The sequence below is a fragment of the Streptomyces sp. NBC_00554 genome (assembly GCF_041431135.1).
Classification (GTDB): Bacteria; Actinomycetota; Actinomycetes; order Streptomycetales; family Streptomycetaceae; genus Streptomyces.
The window spans coordinates 3557032-3572889 of sequence record NZ_CP107799.1; the positions used below are offsets into that span (position 1 = coordinate 3557032).

Below are 15858 nucleotides of genomic sequence, written 5' to 3' on the forward strand. Positions count from 1 at the left end.
CGGGCTTCTCGCGCTGCTGCCAGGCCTTCTCAGTTGCCAAGGTCGCAGCATCGCCTGTCAGCAGGACGCCGACTCCAGCGACCAACAGGCGATTCGCGACCGTTGGCACAGGCCCTCACACGACTACCCAGGTCGCCGACCTGCCCCGACGCCAACCGCGTTGGCTCTCAAGGATTTTGCCGCTCACAGCGGCCATGCCGTCAGCAGATCGCAAGGGCCATAGGAGGCGTCGAGTCCCGGACAGTCGATTCCGCTGCGCGAGACCGCCGCAACCAGGACGGGATCGGGGGTGAGCGCAGCCCGGTGGCGGTGGAGGACTGCCAGGTCATGCCGGTCGAAGGGGGATTGCTCCAGCCACTTGATGGAACCGACGAACAGCAGCTCCTTGGCGATGGGCGCGCGGTCCGCACCAACGATGTCGATCTCGACGTCGTTGGTGCGGGTCCAGTAGCCGCCCACCGCAGGGGCCGCAGGCAGCTGGTCGTCGGGCAGTATCCGGGCGAGCGCCTCGCGGATGAGCGGCTCGACGGCCCGACCGCGCCAACTGGTCCAGTTCTCCCGGATCCGCGCCAAGGTCAGATCGCCTCGTCCCCGCTCGATCTCCTCCATGGAGGGGCCGAGAAGGTGCAGCCAAAACCGCAGGTAGGGATCCGTCACCCGATAGCGGCGATCCTTCGAGGGCCGCAGGGATACGGGGAGTTCCGCAGCCACCATCCTCTTCTCCGTGAGCAGTTCCAGCGCCCGTTGCAAAGGCGTGGCCCCGATCCCGGCCGCGCGGGCGATGTTGGTGAAGGTTCGCTCGCCGCTGCCGATGGCCGCCAGCACCGAGCGCGCCTGGGCCTGCGGCGGGAATTCCGCAGCCAGTGAGCGCTCAGCGGAAACCAGCAGTGCCGAGACCGGATCGTGCAGTGCCTCGCCGAGGAAATCCCACAGCCCTGCGCCGTGCGGCCACTCCGCACAGATCAGCGGCAGCCCGCCGGTAACCAGCGCGGCGTCGAAGGCTTCCGCCGGATCCAGTCCCAGCATCCGCCCTACTTCGGCAGGGTTCAGCGGCCCGAGCACCATCTCTCGGCCGCGCTGGTGGAAGGGGCGCCCATAGCTGTTCAGCGCCTCCATCATCGACAGATCCGAGCCGATCAGGACCAGCAGCACCGGCTTGGTCTCCAGGACGCGATCCCAGGCACGCTGCAGCATCCCCTCGAAGGCGCCGTCGGTATCCATCAGGTAGGGAACCTCGTCGATGACCAGCACGCTCGCCCGGTCGGCAGGCAGCGCCGCGGCCAGCACATCGAACGCAGCGTCCCAGCTCTCCGGCCGCGCGGCAGCCACCAGCTGCGCCAGGGGCAGCGTCGACGCCTGGGCATCCCGGGCCAGCCGTGCCAGCTCGTCTCGGGGGGACGCACCGATGGCGGCGTAGAACAAGAATGGCGCCCCGGACTGCTCCGCAAACCGCTCGACGAGCCGCGACTTTCCTACTCGGCGTCGTCCGCGCAGCATCACGCAACGGCCCGGGCGCTCACTCCCGACACCTACCGCCACCTTCTGAAGCTCGCGCTCCAGCGTCGCCAGCTCCTGCCGACGGCCTACGAAGTCCACCACGCCTGCCGACCTCCACGCATGAAACTAACGTCAATGTTAGTAACTCAAACGTTAGCATCGAGCGGGCTTGCAATGCGCGACGAAACATGGCGGTTCGTCAGATGTCCCAGCACTATCCCGGCACGGGAAAGTGTCAGGGGCCGACCCAGGCGAGCCGACCCCCTCTGACCTGCGCTTTCAGCAAACACGACGTGCTGGAAATGCGCCTACACGTTGAACCTGAACTCCACCACGTCGCCGTCCTGCATGACGTAGTCCTTGCCCTCCATGCGGGCCTTGCCCTTGGCTCGGGCCTCGGCGACCGAGCCGGTCTCGACGAGGTCGGCGAAGGAGATGACCTCGGCCTTGATGAAGCCCTTCTGGAAGTCGGTGTGGATGACACCGGCGGCTTCGGGGGCGGTGGCGCCCTTCTTGATGGTCCAGGCGCGGGATTCCTTCGGGCCTGCCGTCAGGTAGGTCTGGAGGCCGAGGGTGTCGAAGCCGACGCGGGCCAGGGTCGCCATGCCGGGCTCCTCGACGCCGACCGACTCCAGGAGCTCCATCGCTTCTTCCTCGTCCAGCTCGGCGAGGTCCGCCTCCAGCTTGGCGTTGAGGAAGATCGCCTCGGCGGGGGCGACCAGGGCGCGCTGCTCGGTCTTGAAGTCCTCGTCGACCAGCTCGTCCTCGTCGACGTTGAAGACGTAGAGGAAGGGCTTGGTGGTGAGGAGGTGCAGGTCGTGGAGGAGTTCCTCGTTGCCCGAGCCCTGGACGATGCCCTGCGAGAAGAGCGTGTCGCCCTTCTCCAGGATCGCCTGGGCCGCCTCGACCGCCGCGACCTTCGGGCCGATGTCCTTCTTGATGCGCGACTCCCGCTGGAGGCGCGGCAGGACCTTCTCGATCGTCTGGAGGTCCGCGAGGATCAGCTCGGTGTTGATCGTCTCGATGTCGTCCTTGGGCGAGACCTTGCCGTCGACGTGTACGACGTTCTCGTCCTTGAAGGCGCGGATGACCTGGCAGATCGCGTCGGACTCGCGGATGTTCGCGAGGAACTTGTTGCCCAGGCCCTCTCCCTCGGAGGCACCCTTCACGATGCCCGCGATGTCGACGAAGTCGACGGTGGCGGGGAGGATCTTCTGCGAGCCGAAGATCTCGGCCAGCTTCGCGAGGCGCGCGTCGGGGACGCCGACCACGCCGACGTTCGGCTCGATCGTGGCGAACGGGTAGTTGGCCGCGAGCACGTCGTTCTTGGTCAGGGCGTTGAACATGGTCGACTTGCCGACATTGGGCAGACCGACGATTCCGATCGTGAGCGACACGTTGCGACTTCCCGTACGTGAGGATGGGCGAGGGCCCCCGGAGAGCGCGGGCCGATCCACCAGTCTACGGCGTGCGGGGTCCCGCACCGGCGACGTATCGAACGCTTGGCCAAGGTCTCCCCTACGGCGTGTCTGAAGGCCTATTCCACACATAAACCGACCTAAGTTGGTCCAGTGGAGCAACACAGGACGCGTCCCCCTCAGTACAGACCGCAGCAGAGACCACCTCGCGGCACGCCCTTCCCGTCGCAGGCCGGGCGGGGTGCGGCGGATGCTGTCCGGCGGGGCGCGGGGGTCTCCCGGCGGCCCGTTCCGCCGGTCGTCCAGGCGGTGCGGCGGATGCCGAATCCCCGGCTCACCGGGCTGGGCAGCGGGCTGTTCTGCGGTGCGCTGATGTTCGCGCTCGGCTGCCTCGACCAGCTGCTGTTCGGGGCCTCGCTGGTGGTCTACGGGGTGCTGTTCCTGCCGGTCTGCGCGCTGACCGCGGTGTGGGTGCGGCGGGGTGACCTCGTCAGCGCGCCGGTCGTCGTGCCGATCGCCTTCGCCTTCGGGCTGCTGCCGATCGCCGACGACAGCGGGGGCGGGGTCGGGGGCCGGCTGATGGGGCTGGTCACCACGCTCGCCGTGGAGGCGGGGTGGCTGTACGGGGGGACGCTGGTCGCGGGGCTCATCGTGACCGTGCGGAAGGTTCGGCTCATGAGCCGACGCGCCGCTCAGCGCCGGGCGCAGACCCCTGTGCGTCGTCGTCCGACCTGAGGTCCGCGCGTACGACGACCTGAGGTCCGCGCGTAGGACGACCTGAGGTCCGCGCGTACGACGACCTGAGGTCCGCGCGTACGACCTGAGGTCCGCTGTGGGTTTCGCCGCTTCGCGGCGGGTTTCCCACCCCAGCCACCCGACTCGCCCCGCTACGAGGTCCAGCTCTGAAAAGCCCCGCCCAGCGGGCTTACGACGCCTTCGCCGCCCTCATCGCCGCCCCCACGATCCCCGCGTTGTTCTGCAGCTGCGCCGGGACGATCTCGGCCCTGATGCCCTCGATCAGGGGCAGGAACTTGTCGGCCTTGCGGCTGACGCCTCCGCCGATGATGAGGAGCTCGGGGGAGAAGAGCATCTCCAGGTGGGCGAGGTACTTCGTGACCCGGCGCGCCCAGTGCTCCCAGGTGAGCTCGTGGTCTTCCTTGGCCTTGGTGGAAGCGCGCTTCTCCGCGTCGTGGCCGCCCAGCTCCAGATGGCCCAGCTCCGTGTTCGGCACGAGGACGCCGTCGATGAAGAGCGCGCTGCCGATGCCCGTGCCGAAGGTGAGGAGGATGACCGTGCCCTGGCGGTCGCGGCCCGCGCCGAACTGCATCTCGGCGACGCCCGCCGCGTCCGCGTCGTTCAGCACCGTCACCGGAAGGCCGCCGAGCCGCCCGCTGAGCAGGGCGCGCGCGTCCTTGTCGATCCAGTCCTTGTCGACATTGGCAGCCGTACGGATGGTGGCCTCGCCGGTGACGACACCGGGGAAGGTGATGCCGACAGGGCCCGTCCAGCCGAAGTGACCGACGACCTCTTTCACGCCGTCCGCCACCGAGTCGGGCGTCGCGGGATGCGGAGTGAGCACCTTGAAGCGCTCTTCCGTCAACTCGCCGCGGTCCAGGTCCACAGGAGCGCCCTTGATCCCGGAACCACCGATGTCCACACCAAAGATCTGCATGGATCCCACGTTACGTCCTGCGACTGACAGTCACTTCTCGGACGGCGTACGGCGCCGGAACCTTCACGTCCGGACGCCCCGCGACCGCCCGGCCGGTCACTTCTCTCCGGTGCGCTCCGCCACCAGCGCCGCCGCCTCCGCACGCAGATCGCGGCGCAGCTCCTTCGGCAGCGAGAAGGTGATCGACTCGTCGGCCGTCTTCACCGTCTCCACGTCGCCGTAGCCACGCTCGGCCAGCCACTCGAGAACTCCGTCGACCAGCACGTCCGGGACCGAGGCGCCGGAGGTCAGACCGACCGTGGTGACGCCCTCCAGCCAGGCCTCGTCGATCTCTGAGGCGAAGTCCACCAGGTGCGCGGCGGAGGCGCCGGCGTCCAGGGCGACCTCGACCATGCGGATCGAGTTCGAGGAGTTCTTCGAGCCCACCACGATCACCAGCTGGGCGTCCTCGGCGAGCTTCTTCACCGCGATCTGGCGGTTCTGCGTGGCGTAGCAGATGTCGTCGCTGGGCGGGGAGACGAGCTGCGGGAACTTGTTCTTGAGGGCGTCGACGGTCTCCATCGTCTCGTCGACCGACAGCGTGGTCTGGGAGAGCCAGACGACCTTCGACGGGTCACGGACCTCGACCTTGGCGACGTCCGAGGGGCCGTCGACCAGCGTGATGTGCTCGGGTGCCTCACCGGAGGTGCCGATGACTTCCTCGTGGCCCTCGTGCCCGATCAGGAGGATGTCGTAGTCCTCTTTCGCGAAGCGGACGGCTTCCTTGTGGACCTTGGTGACCAGCGGGCAGGTCGCGTCGATGGTCGCGAGCTTTCCGGCCGCGGCCTCGTCGTGGACGACAGGGGCGACGCCGTGCGCCGAGAACATGACGATGGACCCCTCGGGGACCTCCGCCGTCCGCTCGACGAAAATCGCACCCTTCTTTTCAAGGGTCTGCACGACGTACTTGTTGTGGACGATCTCATGGCGGACATAGATGGGGGCCCCGTACTGCTCGAGGGCCTTCTCGACGGCGATCACGGCGCGGTCCACACCCGCGCAGTAGCCCCGGGGGGCGGCGAGCAGGACACGGCGGCCAGGCGAAGCAGTCATGCCTCCCATCGTAAGGCCGCGCTCGGCAGGTCAAAGATCGCCTCCTTGGGGAGACTGTTGGGGAGCTGGGAGGGGTGGGGCCAGTCGCGACTCTCGGGAGGCACGGATGTCCGACACGCAGACCTCGGCCGGAGCGGCCGGTGACGCCGGTGGTACCGGTGAGGAACGCGGGCTGCGGCGCAGTCTCGGCTTCCGGGACCTGGTCGTCTACGGGCTGCTGTTCATCGCCCCCATGGCACCCGTCGGCATCTTCGGAACCCTGGACGCCAAGTCGCACGGGGCCGTGGCCCTGGTCTACGTCGTCGCCACCGTCGCGATGGCGTTCACCGCCTTCAGCTACGCCCAGATGGTCCGTGTGGTCCCCCAGGCGGGCTCGGTGTTCGCCTACGCGCGCGTGGGCCTCGGAAAAGAGGCCGGGTTCATCGCCGGGTGGATGGCGATGCTGGACTATCTGCTCATCCCGGCCGTGGCGTACCTCTTCTCCGGGATCGCGATGAACGCGCTGGTCCCGGAGGTTTCCCGGTGGGTGTGGACCGCGCTCGCCGTGGTCGTCACGACGCTGCTCAACCTGTGGGGTGTACGGGCGGCCGCCCGGGTCGGTTTCCTGGTGCTCGCGATGGAAATCGTGGTCCTTCTTGTCTTCGTCGTGTCGGCGGTCGTCGTACTCGCGCGCGACGGGGCCGAGCGCGGCTGGCTGTCGCCGCTGTCGGGTGACGGCACCCAGGGGGCGTTCGCGCTGTCGGCGGTCATCGGCGCCGTGTCGGTCGCCGTCCTGTCGTATCTGGGCTTCGACGCGATCGCCTCCTTCGCGGAAGAGGTGACGGGCGGTTCGGAGAAGGTGGCCCGGGCGGTGCTGTTCTGCCTGGTGCTCGCGGGTGTGCTGTTCGTGGCGCAGACCTACCTGGTGGCGCTTCTCGAGCCGACGACGTCTGATCAGCTCGCCGCCGATCCCGAGAAGCAGGGATCGGCCTTCTACGACGCCGTGGACGCCTCCGTCGGGACCTGGCTGCACGACCTGGTGGCCGTGAGCAAGGCGATCGGAGCGGCGTTCGCGGCGCTCGCCGGGCAGGCCGCGGCGGGCCGTCTGGTGTTCGCGATGGCCCGCGACAGACGGCTGCCGCGGGTCCTGTCGAAGACCGACTCCGGGGTGCCGAGGCTTGCGCTGCTGTGCGCGGCGGTCATCACGCTGGTCGCGGCGGTCTGGGCGGCCCGGCGCGACGACGGACTCGACCACCTGGTGTCGGTGGTCAACATCGGTGCGCTGACCGCCTTCACGCTGCTGCACGCGAGTGTGGTGGGCTGGTTCGTCGTACGCCGTCGGGGTGGGCCTGTCGTGTGGTGGCGGCACATCCTGGTCCCGGTCGTCGGAGCCGCGATCACCATCGCCGTGATCGTCGAGGCGTCGGCGACGGCCCAGGTGGTGGGGGCGATCTGGCTGGCGGTGGGGCTGGCGGTGCTGGTGGGACAGCGAGGTCGGGGCGGCGAGGGGGCTGGTTAGTCGGCCGGCGTTGGGGCCGGCCGTGTGGGTTTTCGCCCCCTCCGCCCCTACCCGCCGCGTACCTGGGGGCTGCCGCCCCCAGACCCCCGCTTTCGGCCTGAACGGCCTCGTCCTCAAACGCCGGACGGGCTGGATCGTGCAGCCGTGTTGTCCGAGCCTGCGGCTACTCTCGCGGCATGGCTCTCAACACGTCCGCAGAGGCTCCGCTGCCCGTCGGTGAGGTGTCGCGGCTCATCGGCGGGTGGATCGACCGGCTCGGGGCGGTGTGGGTCGAGGGGCAGATCACCCAGTTGTCGCGGCGTCCGGGCGCGGGCGTCGTGTTTCTGACGCTGCGTGACCCGTCGCACGACATCTCCGTGAGTGTGACCTGCTACCGGCAGGTGTTCGACGCGGTGGCCGACGTGGTGACCGAGGGCGCCCGTGTCGTCGTACTCGCGAAGCCCGAGTGGTACGCGCCACGGGGGCAGCTGTCGCTGCGGGCCACCGAGATAAAGCCGGTGGGCGTGGGTGAACTGCTCGCCCGTCTGGAGCAGTTGAAGAAGTCCCTTGCCGCCGAGGGGCTGTTCGCGCCGGAGCGCAAGAAGGCGCTGCCCTTCCTGCCGCAGCTCATCGGGCTGGTGTGCGGGCGGGCGTCCGCGGCCGAGCGTGACGTGCTGGAGAACGCGCGGCACCGCTGGCCCGCCGTCCGCTTCGACGTCCGCAACGTCGCCGTGCAGGGGGTGCACGCCGTGCCGCAGGTCGTGCAGGCCGTGAAGGACCTGGACGCGATCGAGGACGTCGACGTGATCATCGTGGCGCGCGGCGGCGGCAGCGTGGAGGACCTGCTGCCGTTCTCGGACGAGCAGCTCGTACGGGCGGTCGCGTCCTGCCGTACGCCCGTCGTGTCGGCCATCGGACACGAACCGGACACCCCGCTGCTCGACTACGTGGCCGACCTGCGCGCGTCCACGCCGACCGACGCGGCCAAGAAGGTCGTGCCGGACGTCGGCGAGGAGTACGAGCGGGTGCGGCTGCTGCGGGACCGGGCGCGGCGCAGCGTCCATGCCTTCATCGACCGCGAGGAGCGCGGCCTGGCGCACGCGCTGGCCCGGCCCTCGATAGAGGATCCGCACCGGATGGTCGACGAGCGGGCGGACCATGTCGCCTCGCTCCTGGACCGCGGCCGGCGCACGCTCGGCCATCTCCTGGACCGCGCCGACTCGGAGCTGACGCACACCCGCGCGCGCGTGGTGGCCCTCTCCCCCGCCGCGACGCTCCAGCGGGGTTACGCGGTGCTGCAGAAGGCCGACGGCCATGTGGTGCGTGACCCGGGCGAGGTGACGGCCGACGAGCCGCTGCGGGCGCGGGTCGCCGAGGGTGAATTCTCCGTACGAGTCGATGCATAGGGTGGGCGCATGACCAGCAAGGTGGACGAGGCGCTCGGGTACGAGCAGGCGCGGGACGAGCTGATCGAGGTCGTACGCCGGCTGGAGGCGGGCGGCACGACCCTGGAGGAGTCCCTCGCGCTCTGGGAGCGGGGCGAGGAGCTGGCGAAGGTGTGCCGGCGCTGGCTGGAGGGGGCGCGGGCGCGGCTGGACGCGGCGCTGGCCGAGGAAGAGGGCGAAGGGGACGAGGACGGGGCCGGGGACGGCGCGGAGTCCTAGTAGCCACGCTTCCTGTAGGCCCGCTCCCTGGCAAAACAACACCGGCGTCTGTGAAGCGGATCACGATGCCCCGCTTTTGGTTGAACCTTAAACTTCATCGACGTACTGTCGTCATTGCCAGCCGATCCCCCCGGATCCGACGCACACCCTCGAGAAGGTTCAACCATGTCTCTCGTTCTTGACTCCGCTGCCCAGGACCTGCTGTTCCGTGAGGCCCGCACCGCGAACACCTTCACCGACGAGCCGGTGACCGAGGAGCAGGTGCAGGCGATCTACGACCTGGTCAAGTACGGTCCGACCGCCATGAACCAGTCGCCGCTGCGGATCACCCTGGTCCGCTCCGCCGAAGCCCGTGAGCGCCTCGTCGCGCACATGGCCGAGGGCAACCAGCCGAAGACGGCCGCCGCCCCGCTGGTCGCGATCCTCTCCGCCGACAACGAGTTCCACGAGGAGCTTCCGCAGCTCTTCCCGCACTTCCCCGGCGCCAAGGGCCTCTTCGACGGCTCGCGCGAGGCCCGTGAGCAGTCGGCCACCCTGAACGCCGCCCTCCAGTCCGCGTACTTCATCATCGGCGTCCGCGCCGCCGGCCTGGCCGCGGGCCCGATGGGCGGCTTCGACGCCGCCGGTGTCCAGAAGGAGTTCCTGGACGACGACCACACCCCGCTGATGATCGTCAACATCGGCCGGCCGGGCGAGGACGCGTGGTTCCCGCGTGGGCCGCGCCTGGAGAGCGAGCGGGTCATCACGACCGTCTGACGCGGTTGTAGCCAGTTGCGGAGAAGGGCCCCGGCGATATCGCCGGGGCCCTTCTCCTACCTGCACGCGGGGGCGTACGTCACCTTCCTGCACGCGGGGGCGCTTACGCCGTCTTCAGGGCCTGCGCCATCTTCGTCAGCTGTCCGAACGACGCCGTCCCGGTCACGACCGTCGTGGAGCCCTCGCCCTTGAGCACGAGGGCGTCGTACTTCGCACCCTCGTACCGCTGCCACGTCTGGTCCCCGATGCGCTGGGTGGCCTTCGTCTCCTCGGCGCCCTGGCTGGCCGTGTCGATGAACGCGGCCGGCTTCTCGGTGGACTGCTCGACCGCCACGTACTGGCCGTCGGGGTCGTGGAAGCCCAGGTGCCAGGCGTCGAACTCCGAGCCGTCGTAACGCACCGACGTCGCCTTCCACTCCGTGGGCAGCCCCTCGGGCGCCGCCACGGGATAGCTCGCCGCACGGCGGGCCGTGAGCAGCTCGACGCGGTAGTCGACACGCTTGAGCTCGGGTTCGGAGTCGTCGTGCGGGATGAACACGTAGATGACGCCTGCCACCAGCGCGATGACGCCCAGGGAGAGGATCATGTCCCGGACCGACTGCTTGCCTTTCGTACCTGCCACGTCCCTATCGTCGCAGGTGCCCTGGCCTGCTCATCCGTGGGGTCCCCTGCTCATTCTGTCGGCCTAACGATAGAGTCGGGGGCACACCCTCATCCGGCCGTCGTCGTATCAGAAAGGTGCGTCTCGATGACCGAGCATCATCTGCCGTCCGAACTCGAGGTCCCCGCCGAGGCCCCCGACCGAAATCTCGCCCTGGAACTCGTCAGGGTCACCGAAGCAGCCGCGATGGCCGCGGGCCGCTGGGTCGGCCGCGGCGACAAGCTCGGCGCCGACGGTGCCGCCGTGCGTGCCATGCGGACCCTCGTCTCCACCGTCTCGATGAACGGCGTCGTCGTCATCGGTGAGGGCGAGAAGGACGAGGCCCCGATGCTCTTCAACGGGGAGCGCGTGGGTGACGGGACCGGCGCCGAGGTCGACATCGCCGTCGACCCGATCGACGGGACCACCCTCACCGCGAAGGGCATGACGAACGCGATCGCCGTGCTCGCCGCCGCCGACCGGGGCACCATGTTCGACCCGTCCGCGGTCTTCTACATGGACAAGCTGGTCACCGGCCCGGAGGCCGCCGACTTCGTCGACATCAACGCGCCCGTGTCGGTGAACATCCGCCGGGTCGCCAAGGCCAAGAAGTCCTCCCCCGAGGACGTCACCGTCTGCATCCTCGACCGGCCCCGCCACGACGGGATCATCAAGGAGATCCGCGAGACCGGCGCCCGGATCAAGCTGATCTCCGACGGCGACGTCGCGGGCTCGATCCTGGCCCTGCGCGAGGGCACCGGCATCGACCTGCTCCTCGGCATCGGCGGCACGCCCGAGGGCATCATCTCGGCCTGCGCCGTGAAGTGCCTGGGCGGCACCATCCAGGGCAAGTTGTGGCCCAAGGACGACGACGAGAAGCAGCGCGCGCTGGACGCGGGCCACGACCTCGACCGTGTCCTGTACACGGACGACCTGGTCTCCGGCGAGAACGTCTTCTTCGTCGCCACCGGCATCACGGACGGCGAGCTGCTGCGAGGGGTTCGGTACCGCGCCGAGACCGCTACGACCGAGTCGATCGTCATGCGGTCCAAGTCCGGGACGGTTCGGCGGATCACGTCGGAGCACCGGCTGAGCAAGCTGCGGGCGTACAGCGCGATCGACTTCGACCGAGCGAAGTAGCTCCGCTGGTTTCGCCGGTTCACTGCGGGCCTGGGTCAGTGCCGACCCCGAGTCCGCGTGGACGCCGGGTGACTGCGGCTCGTTCGTACCTGCGGGTGCGTCGTGGCTGGTCGCGCAGTTCCCCGCGCCCCTAAAGATCAAAAGACCAAGGGGCGCCCCTTGTGCGGAGGGGCGCCCCTTTCTCGCGTGTGCCGGTCAGCCGGCCGCCGCTATCGACCCCGTCGGGCGTGTGGCCTTCTTGAGTTCGAGGTCGCGGCGGCGGCGGCGGGCCAGGACCACTCGGCGTTCGGCGGCGGTGAGGCCGCCCCAGACGCCGTAGGGCTCGGGTTGCAGGAGTGCGTGTTCGCGGCACTCGACCATGACCGGGCAGCGCGCGCAGACCCGCTTCGCCGCCTCCTCACGGGAGAGGCGGGCGGCGGTGGGTTCCTTGGAGGGTGCGAAGAACAGGCCTGCCTCGTCCCGTCGGCACACGGCCTCCGTGTGCCACGGGGCTTCCTGATCCCTGTCCCGCACTGGCGCCCGCTGGGCCGGAACGGCAGCTACCTGCAGGGACTGATGCGGCGGTTGCAGCACGGTCTACTCCTGACGACGGCTTCGCGAGCGTGCTGAGCGCCGCGGGAAGTCCGCAGCGCCCTCCAAGAGACGATGCAGCAAGGCCTACCCGCTGTGCGCGCGCCTATGCACTGTGTTCCGAACCCGGGAATTCTCGTCGGCGACCGACCTCGTACCGCGCTCACGGGGCTGGACCAATTCGCCGCGGGAGCCGTCGAATTCACATGTGTCAACGGTCCAGGTGCTTGCGCAAACTCTTGTCCAGCTTGTCCGACACCCGGTCCGTCACGCGTTCGAGGATGTCCGCGATCAGCTTGCCCCGCTTGGGCTTCGCCTCGACGTTGCCCAGTACGGCGAGGCCGTCCACATAGATCACGGGTGCGTCGGGATCACCCGAATCCAGCGTGTCCACCTCGAAGTTGCCGAGCACACCGGCGCCGCTGCCCCGCAGTGACACGTTCTCCGGAACGCGGATCTCCACGTTGCCGAAGACCGAGACCGCCTTGATCACGACCTGCTGGTACTCGAAGATCGCCTCGGTGAGGTCTATCTCGATGCTGCCGAAGACCGAGTACGCGTGGATGCGGCGGCCCGCGCGCCAGCGGCCCTTGCGGACGGCGGCGCTGAAGACCGCCACCACGTGGTGATCGGCCTCCAGCGGGATGGCGCCCGCGGTGGGGCGGTTGGGAGCGATCGTGTACGCGGGGGTCGCGCGGGGCCCGTGGGCCGCGGGCAGGTCCCGTACGAACTGGTCGAGCTCGCCCACGGTCTTCGTGGCCAGCACCCCTTCCACGCGCTCGGAGTGCTCCTCGGCGGTGAGGCGCCCCTCCGCGAGGGCATCACGCAGGATGTCGGTGATCCGGTCACGGTCGGCGTCCGAGGCACGGAGCTCGGTCCGCTCCGGCGGCGCGGGGACTGTCGGGTCGGGGCGCTTCTGAAGGTCCACGGCAACAGCGTACCCAAACGCGATAGATCGCGACTACCCCTTCTCGCGAGCTGTGGAAAACCGTCCGGTCTGCCACTCGGCCATCCGTCCGGAACCCGAACTGAGCCTTACCTCACAAGCCCGCTGTCCGTGCCAGGTTCTACGCTGGTGGACGCTGCCAATGGAGGCATGCCGCTGTCTGTCGAGTGAGGAATGGGCGAGATGCCTGAGTTCGCGTACACCGATCTGCTCCCCCAGGGAGAGGACACCACTCCGTACCGGCTGGTGACCTCCGAGGGTGTTTCCACCTTCGACGCCGACGGGCGGACGTTCCTCAAGGTCGAGCCGGAGGCGCTGCGCAAGCTCGCCGAAGAGGCCATCCACGACATCCAGCACTATCTGCGGCCCGCTCACCTGGCGCAGCTGCGGCGGATCATCGACGACCCGGAGGCGTCGAGCAACGACAAGTTCGTCGCGCTCGACCTCCTGAAGAACGCGAACATCGCGGCCGCCGGCGTCCTCCCCATGTGCCAGGACACCGGCACGGCGATCGTCATGGGCAAGCGCGGGCAGAACGTGCTCACCGAGGGCGGCGACGAGTCGGCCCTGAGCCGCGGCATCTACGACGCGTACCTGAACCTGAACCTGCGCTACTCGCAGATGGCTCCGCTCACCATGTGGGAGGAGAAGAACACCGGCTCGAACCTCCCGGCGCAGATCGAGCTGTACGCGACGGACGGCGGCGCGTACAAGTTCCTGTTCATGGCCAAGGGCGGCGGCTCGGCGAACAAGTCGTTCCTCTACCAGGAGACGAAGGCCGTTCTGAACGAGGCCTCCATGATGAAGTTCCTGGAGGAGAAGATCCGTTCGCTGGGCACGGCCGCGTGCCCGCCGTACCACCTGGCGATCGTGGTCGGCGGTACGAGCGCGGAGTACGCCCTGAAGACCGCGAAGTACGCGTCCGCGCACTACCTGGACGAGATTCCGGCCGAGGGTTCCGAGCTCGGGCACGGCTTCCGGGACAAGGACCTGGAGGAGAAGGTCTTCGAGCTGACGCAGCGGATCGGGATCGGGGCGCAGTTCGGGGGCAAGTACTTCTGCCACGACGTACGCGTGGTCCGCCTCCCCCGCCACGGCGCGTCCTGCCCCGTCGCCATCGCCGTGTCCTGCTCGGCCGACCGGCAGGCGGTCGCGAAGATCACCGCCGAGGGCGTCTTCCTGGAGCAGCTGGAGACGGACCCGGCGCGCTTCCTGCCGGAGACGACCGACGAGCACCTCGACGAGGCCTCCGACGTGGTCAGGATCGACCTCAACCAGCCGATGGACGACATCCTCGCCGAGCTGACGAAGTACCCGGTGAAGACCCGGCTCTCCCTCTCCGGCCCGCTCGTCGTGGCGCGCGACATCGCGCACGCCAAGATCAAGGAGCGGCTGGACGCGGGCGAGGAGATGCCGCAGTACCTGAAGGACCACCCGGTGTACTACGCAGGGCCCGCCAAGACCCCCGAGGGGTACGCGTCCGGTTCCTTCGGTCCGACGACGGCCGGCCGTATGGACTCCTACGTCGAGCAGTTCCAGGCGGCGGGCGGTTCCAAGGTGATGCTCGCCAAGGGCAACCGGTCCGCGCAGGTCACCAACGCGTGTGACGCGCACGGCGGTTTCTACCTCGGATCGATCGGCGGCCCGGCGGCCCGGCTCGCCCAGGACTGCATCAAGAAGGTCGAGGTCGTCGAGTACGAGGAGCTCGGCATGGAGGCCGTCTGGAAGATCGAGGTGGAGGACTTCCCGGCGTTCGTCGTGGTCGACGACAAGGGCAACGACTTCTTCCAGGATCCGGCACCGGCGCCGACGTTCACGTCGATTCCGGTGCGGGGGCCGGGTCTGGTGTGATCCTGTGACGGACGCCCGCCCCTGATTGGTGCAGGGGCGGGCGTCGTTTCGGTTCAGTGCCTGATCAGCCGGCGCAGATGGTGAAGCTGACCGTGTCGCCGTTGTTGACGATCTTCGGGGCGTGCGGGGACACACCGATCACCGAGCCCGGCTTGCAGCCCTTGACGGACTTCTTGGTGACGGTGCCGAGCTTCGTCTGGGTCTTCACGAGGTACGACTTGGCCCCCTCCAGGCTCCAGCCGGCGAAGTCGATCGGGATGGTCGGATCGGTGCCGTAGAGCATGGTGGTGGCGTCGCTGCCGGCGGCCGTGGGGCTCGCCGCCGGCTTCGCGTCGCCGCCCGCGACCGAGGTGGCCAGGGCCGTCCCGCCGCCCGCCGCGATGAGAGCGGCGGCGACGGCGGCGATGCCGACGGTCCGCCTGCGCCGGGTGCGGCGCAGGATCTGGGGCGCGTCGAAGTCGGGCGACTCGGCGGAGTTGGCGTACTGGTTCATGGCGTTCATCAGTTCCTCTTCGAATGGTGAGGCGAATGGTGAACAGCCGGAAGGCCGTGCGTCGCCGTACGAGGTCATCGGATTCCTTCCGTGTGCTGTCGCGGCGTTGGGGCGGAGAGTGCGGGGAACTGGCTTCTGAGCTTCTCGATCCCCCGGGCGAGCTGGGAGCGCACCGTGCTCGGCGAGATGTCCAGGTCGGCCGCGATCTCGGCGTCGGAGAGGTCGTGGAAGTACCGCAGCACCACGACCGTCCGCATCCGCATGGGCAGTTGCTGCAGCGCGCGCACCAACTGGTCCCTGCTGTCGACCTGTCCGTACTCGTCGCCGGGGGCGGCCCGGTCGGGGCCGTCCGCCTGCGGAACCGTGCGGCGGAAGCGGCGCCAGCGGTCGTTGGCCAGGTTCACCATGATCCGCCGCACATAGGCGTCCGGGGCGTCCTTGGCGGAGACCGTGCGCCACTTGCGGCAGGCCCGCTCCAGGGTCTCCTGGACCAGGTCCTCGGCCGCGTCCCGGTTGCCCGTCAGGACGAGTGCGCCCCGGAACAGCGCGGCCGACCGGGCGGCGACGAAACCGTCGAAGTCCGTCTCCACACTCTTCCCCCTTCCTGTCACCCCTCCTCGACGCGAACACCCCTTCGTCTGC

The 15858-nt window shown here is 69.0% G+C and carries 16 protein-coding genes; 7 read left to right on the top strand and 9 right to left on the bottom strand.

Annotated elements, in window-relative coordinates:
- Positions 1-183: 183 nt before the first annotated feature.
- Together OG266_RS15290 and ychF are read right to left on the bottom strand one after the other, a co-directional pair.
- Positions 184-1599, bottom strand: a complete 1416-nt coding sequence (locus tag OG266_RS15290; protein WP_371546178.1) for an ATP-binding protein — start codon at positions 1597-1599, stop codon at positions 184-186.
- Between the two features lie 206 nt (positions 1600-1805).
- Positions 1806-2894 carry a redox-regulated ATPase YchF gene (gene ychF, locus OG266_RS15295; protein ID WP_266454917.1) on the bottom strand — a complete coding sequence of 363 codons (1089 nt, stop codon included), beginning with the start codon at positions 2892-2894 and terminating at the stop codon, positions 1806-1808.
- A 339-nt stretch (positions 2895-3233) separates the two neighbouring features.
- Between ychF and OG266_RS15300 the strand changes: the two genes are divergently transcribed.
- On the top strand, positions 3234-3650 hold the full coding sequence (locus OG266_RS15300; protein WP_371546180.1) for a DUF6542 domain-containing protein: 417 nt from the start codon (positions 3234-3236) through the stop codon (positions 3648-3650).
- 190 nt (positions 3651-3840) lie between these two features.
- On the opposite strand, the gene ppgK is transcribed toward OG266_RS15300, so the two are convergent.
- Both ppgK and OG266_RS15310 read right to left on the bottom strand, forming a co-directional pair.
- The gene (gene ppgK / locus OG266_RS15305) at positions 3841-4587 is read right to left on the bottom strand and encodes a polyphosphate--glucose phosphotransferase (RefSeq protein ID WP_266454923.1); all 747 of its coding nucleotides are present in this window, start codon (positions 4585-4587) and stop codon (positions 3841-3843) included.
- Positions 4588-4683: 96 nt separating this feature from the next.
- Positions 4684-5688 (bottom strand): 4-hydroxy-3-methylbut-2-enyl diphosphate reductase, encoded by a 1005-nt coding sequence (locus OG266_RS15310; RefSeq protein WP_266454926.1) that lies wholly within the window; start codon positions 5686-5688, stop codon positions 4684-4686.
- 97 nt (positions 5689-5785) lie between these two features.
- Between OG266_RS15310 and OG266_RS15315 the strand changes: the two genes are divergently transcribed.
- The 4 genes from OG266_RS15315 to OG266_RS15330 all read left to right on the top strand — a co-directional run bounded on the left by OG266_RS15315 (position 5786) and on the right by OG266_RS15330 (position 9576).
- The gene (locus tag OG266_RS15315) at positions 5786-7177 is read left to right on the top strand and encodes an APC family permease (protein ID WP_371546183.1); all 1392 of its coding nucleotides are present in this window, start codon (positions 5786-5788) and stop codon (positions 7175-7177) included.
- A gap of 176 nt (positions 7178-7353) precedes the next feature.
- Positions 7354-8562: an exodeoxyribonuclease VII large subunit gene (xseA, locus tag OG266_RS15320; protein WP_329545711.1), complete on the top strand. Its 1209-nt coding sequence runs from the start codon at positions 7354-7356 to the stop codon at positions 8560-8562.
- 9 nt (positions 8563-8571) lie between these two features.
- Positions 8572-8820, top strand: a complete 249-nt coding sequence (locus tag OG266_RS15325) for an exodeoxyribonuclease VII small subunit (RefSeq protein ID WP_371546185.1) — start codon at positions 8572-8574, stop codon at positions 8818-8820.
- Positions 8821-8985: 165 nt separating this feature from the next.
- Positions 8986-9576 (top strand): malonic semialdehyde reductase, encoded by a 591-nt coding sequence (locus tag OG266_RS15330; RefSeq protein ID WP_329545713.1) that lies wholly within the window; start codon positions 8986-8988, stop codon positions 9574-9576.
- 103 nt (positions 9577-9679) lie between these two features.
- Here the strand turns inward: OG266_RS15330 and OG266_RS15335 are convergent, their stop codons facing one another.
- Positions 9680-10198, bottom strand: coding sequence for a DUF4245 domain-containing protein (locus OG266_RS15335; protein ID WP_371546188.1), 519 nt, complete (start codon positions 10196-10198; stop codon positions 9680-9682).
- Positions 10199-10324: 126 nt separating this feature from the next.
- Between OG266_RS15335 and glpX the strand changes: the two genes are divergently transcribed.
- On the top strand, positions 10325-11356 hold the full coding sequence (gene glpX, locus OG266_RS15340) for a class II fructose-bisphosphatase (protein WP_266454939.1): 1032 nt from the start codon (positions 10325-10327) through the stop codon (positions 11354-11356).
- A 195-nt stretch (positions 11357-11551) separates the two neighbouring features.
- Here glpX and OG266_RS15345 read toward each other — a convergent pair whose 3' ends face one another.
- Positions 11552-11929: a WhiB family transcriptional regulator gene (locus OG266_RS15345; RefSeq protein ID WP_266454941.1), complete on the bottom strand. Its 378-nt coding sequence runs from the start codon at positions 11927-11929 to the stop codon at positions 11552-11554.
- Between the two features lie 208 nt (positions 11930-12137).
- A complete protein-coding gene (locus OG266_RS15350; RefSeq protein WP_266454944.1) occupies positions 12138-12854 on the bottom strand; it encodes a DUF1707 domain-containing protein in 717 nt (238 codons plus the stop codon).
- 201 nt (positions 12855-13055) lie between these two features.
- Here OG266_RS15350 and OG266_RS15355 point away from each other — a divergent pair, with 201 nt between their 5' ends.
- On the top strand, positions 13056-14723 hold the full coding sequence (locus OG266_RS15355) for a fumarate hydratase (RefSeq protein WP_371546191.1): 1668 nt from the start codon (positions 13056-13058) through the stop codon (positions 14721-14723).
- Positions 14724-14787: 64 nt separating this feature from the next.
- On the opposite strand, the gene OG266_RS15360 is transcribed toward OG266_RS15355, so the two are convergent.
- Both OG266_RS15360 and OG266_RS15365 read right to left on the bottom strand, forming a co-directional pair.
- Positions 14788-15225 carry a PASTA domain-containing protein gene (locus tag OG266_RS15360; protein WP_371546193.1) on the bottom strand — a complete coding sequence of 146 codons (438 nt, stop codon included), beginning with the start codon at positions 15223-15225 and terminating at the stop codon, positions 14788-14790.
- 65 nt (positions 15226-15290) lie between these two features.
- Positions 15291-15806: a SigE family RNA polymerase sigma factor gene (locus OG266_RS15365; protein WP_326720891.1), complete on the bottom strand. Its 516-nt coding sequence runs from the start codon at positions 15804-15806 to the stop codon at positions 15291-15293.
- Positions 15807-15858: the final 52 nt, after the last annotated feature.

Coding starts and splice junctions, on each gene's coding strand:
- OG266_RS15300 (WP_371546180.1), top strand. CDS start 3,234: ATGCCGAATCCCCGGCTCACCGGGCTGGGCAGCGGGCTGTTCTGCGGT.
- ppgK (WP_266454923.1), bottom strand. CDS start 4,587: ATGCAGATCTTTGGTGTGGACATCGGTGGTTCCGGGATCAAGGGCGCT.
- OG266_RS15310 (WP_266454926.1), bottom strand. CDS start 5,688: ATGGGAGGCATGACTGCTTCGCCTGGCCGCCGTGTCCTGCTCGCCGCC.
- OG266_RS15315 (WP_371546183.1), top strand. CDS start 5,786: ATGTCCGACACGCAGACCTCGGCCGGAGCGGCCGGTGACGCCGGTGGT.
- xseA (WP_329545711.1), top strand. CDS start 7,354: ATGGCTCTCAACACGTCCGCAGAGGCTCCGCTGCCCGTCGGTGAGGTG.
- OG266_RS15325 (WP_371546185.1), top strand. CDS start 8,572: ATGACCAGCAAGGTGGACGAGGCGCTCGGGTACGAGCAGGCGCGGGAC.
- OG266_RS15330 (WP_329545713.1), top strand. CDS start 8,986: ATGTCTCTCGTTCTTGACTCCGCTGCCCAGGACCTGCTGTTCCGTGAG.
- glpX (WP_266454939.1), top strand. CDS start 10,325: ATGACCGAGCATCATCTGCCGTCCGAACTCGAGGTCCCCGCCGAGGCC.
- OG266_RS15355 (WP_371546191.1), top strand. CDS start 13,056: ATGCCTGAGTTCGCGTACACCGATCTGCTCCCCCAGGGAGAGGACACC.
- OG266_RS15360 (WP_371546193.1), bottom strand. CDS start 15,225: ATGAACGCCATGAACCAGTACGCCAACTCCGCCGAGTCGCCCGACTTC.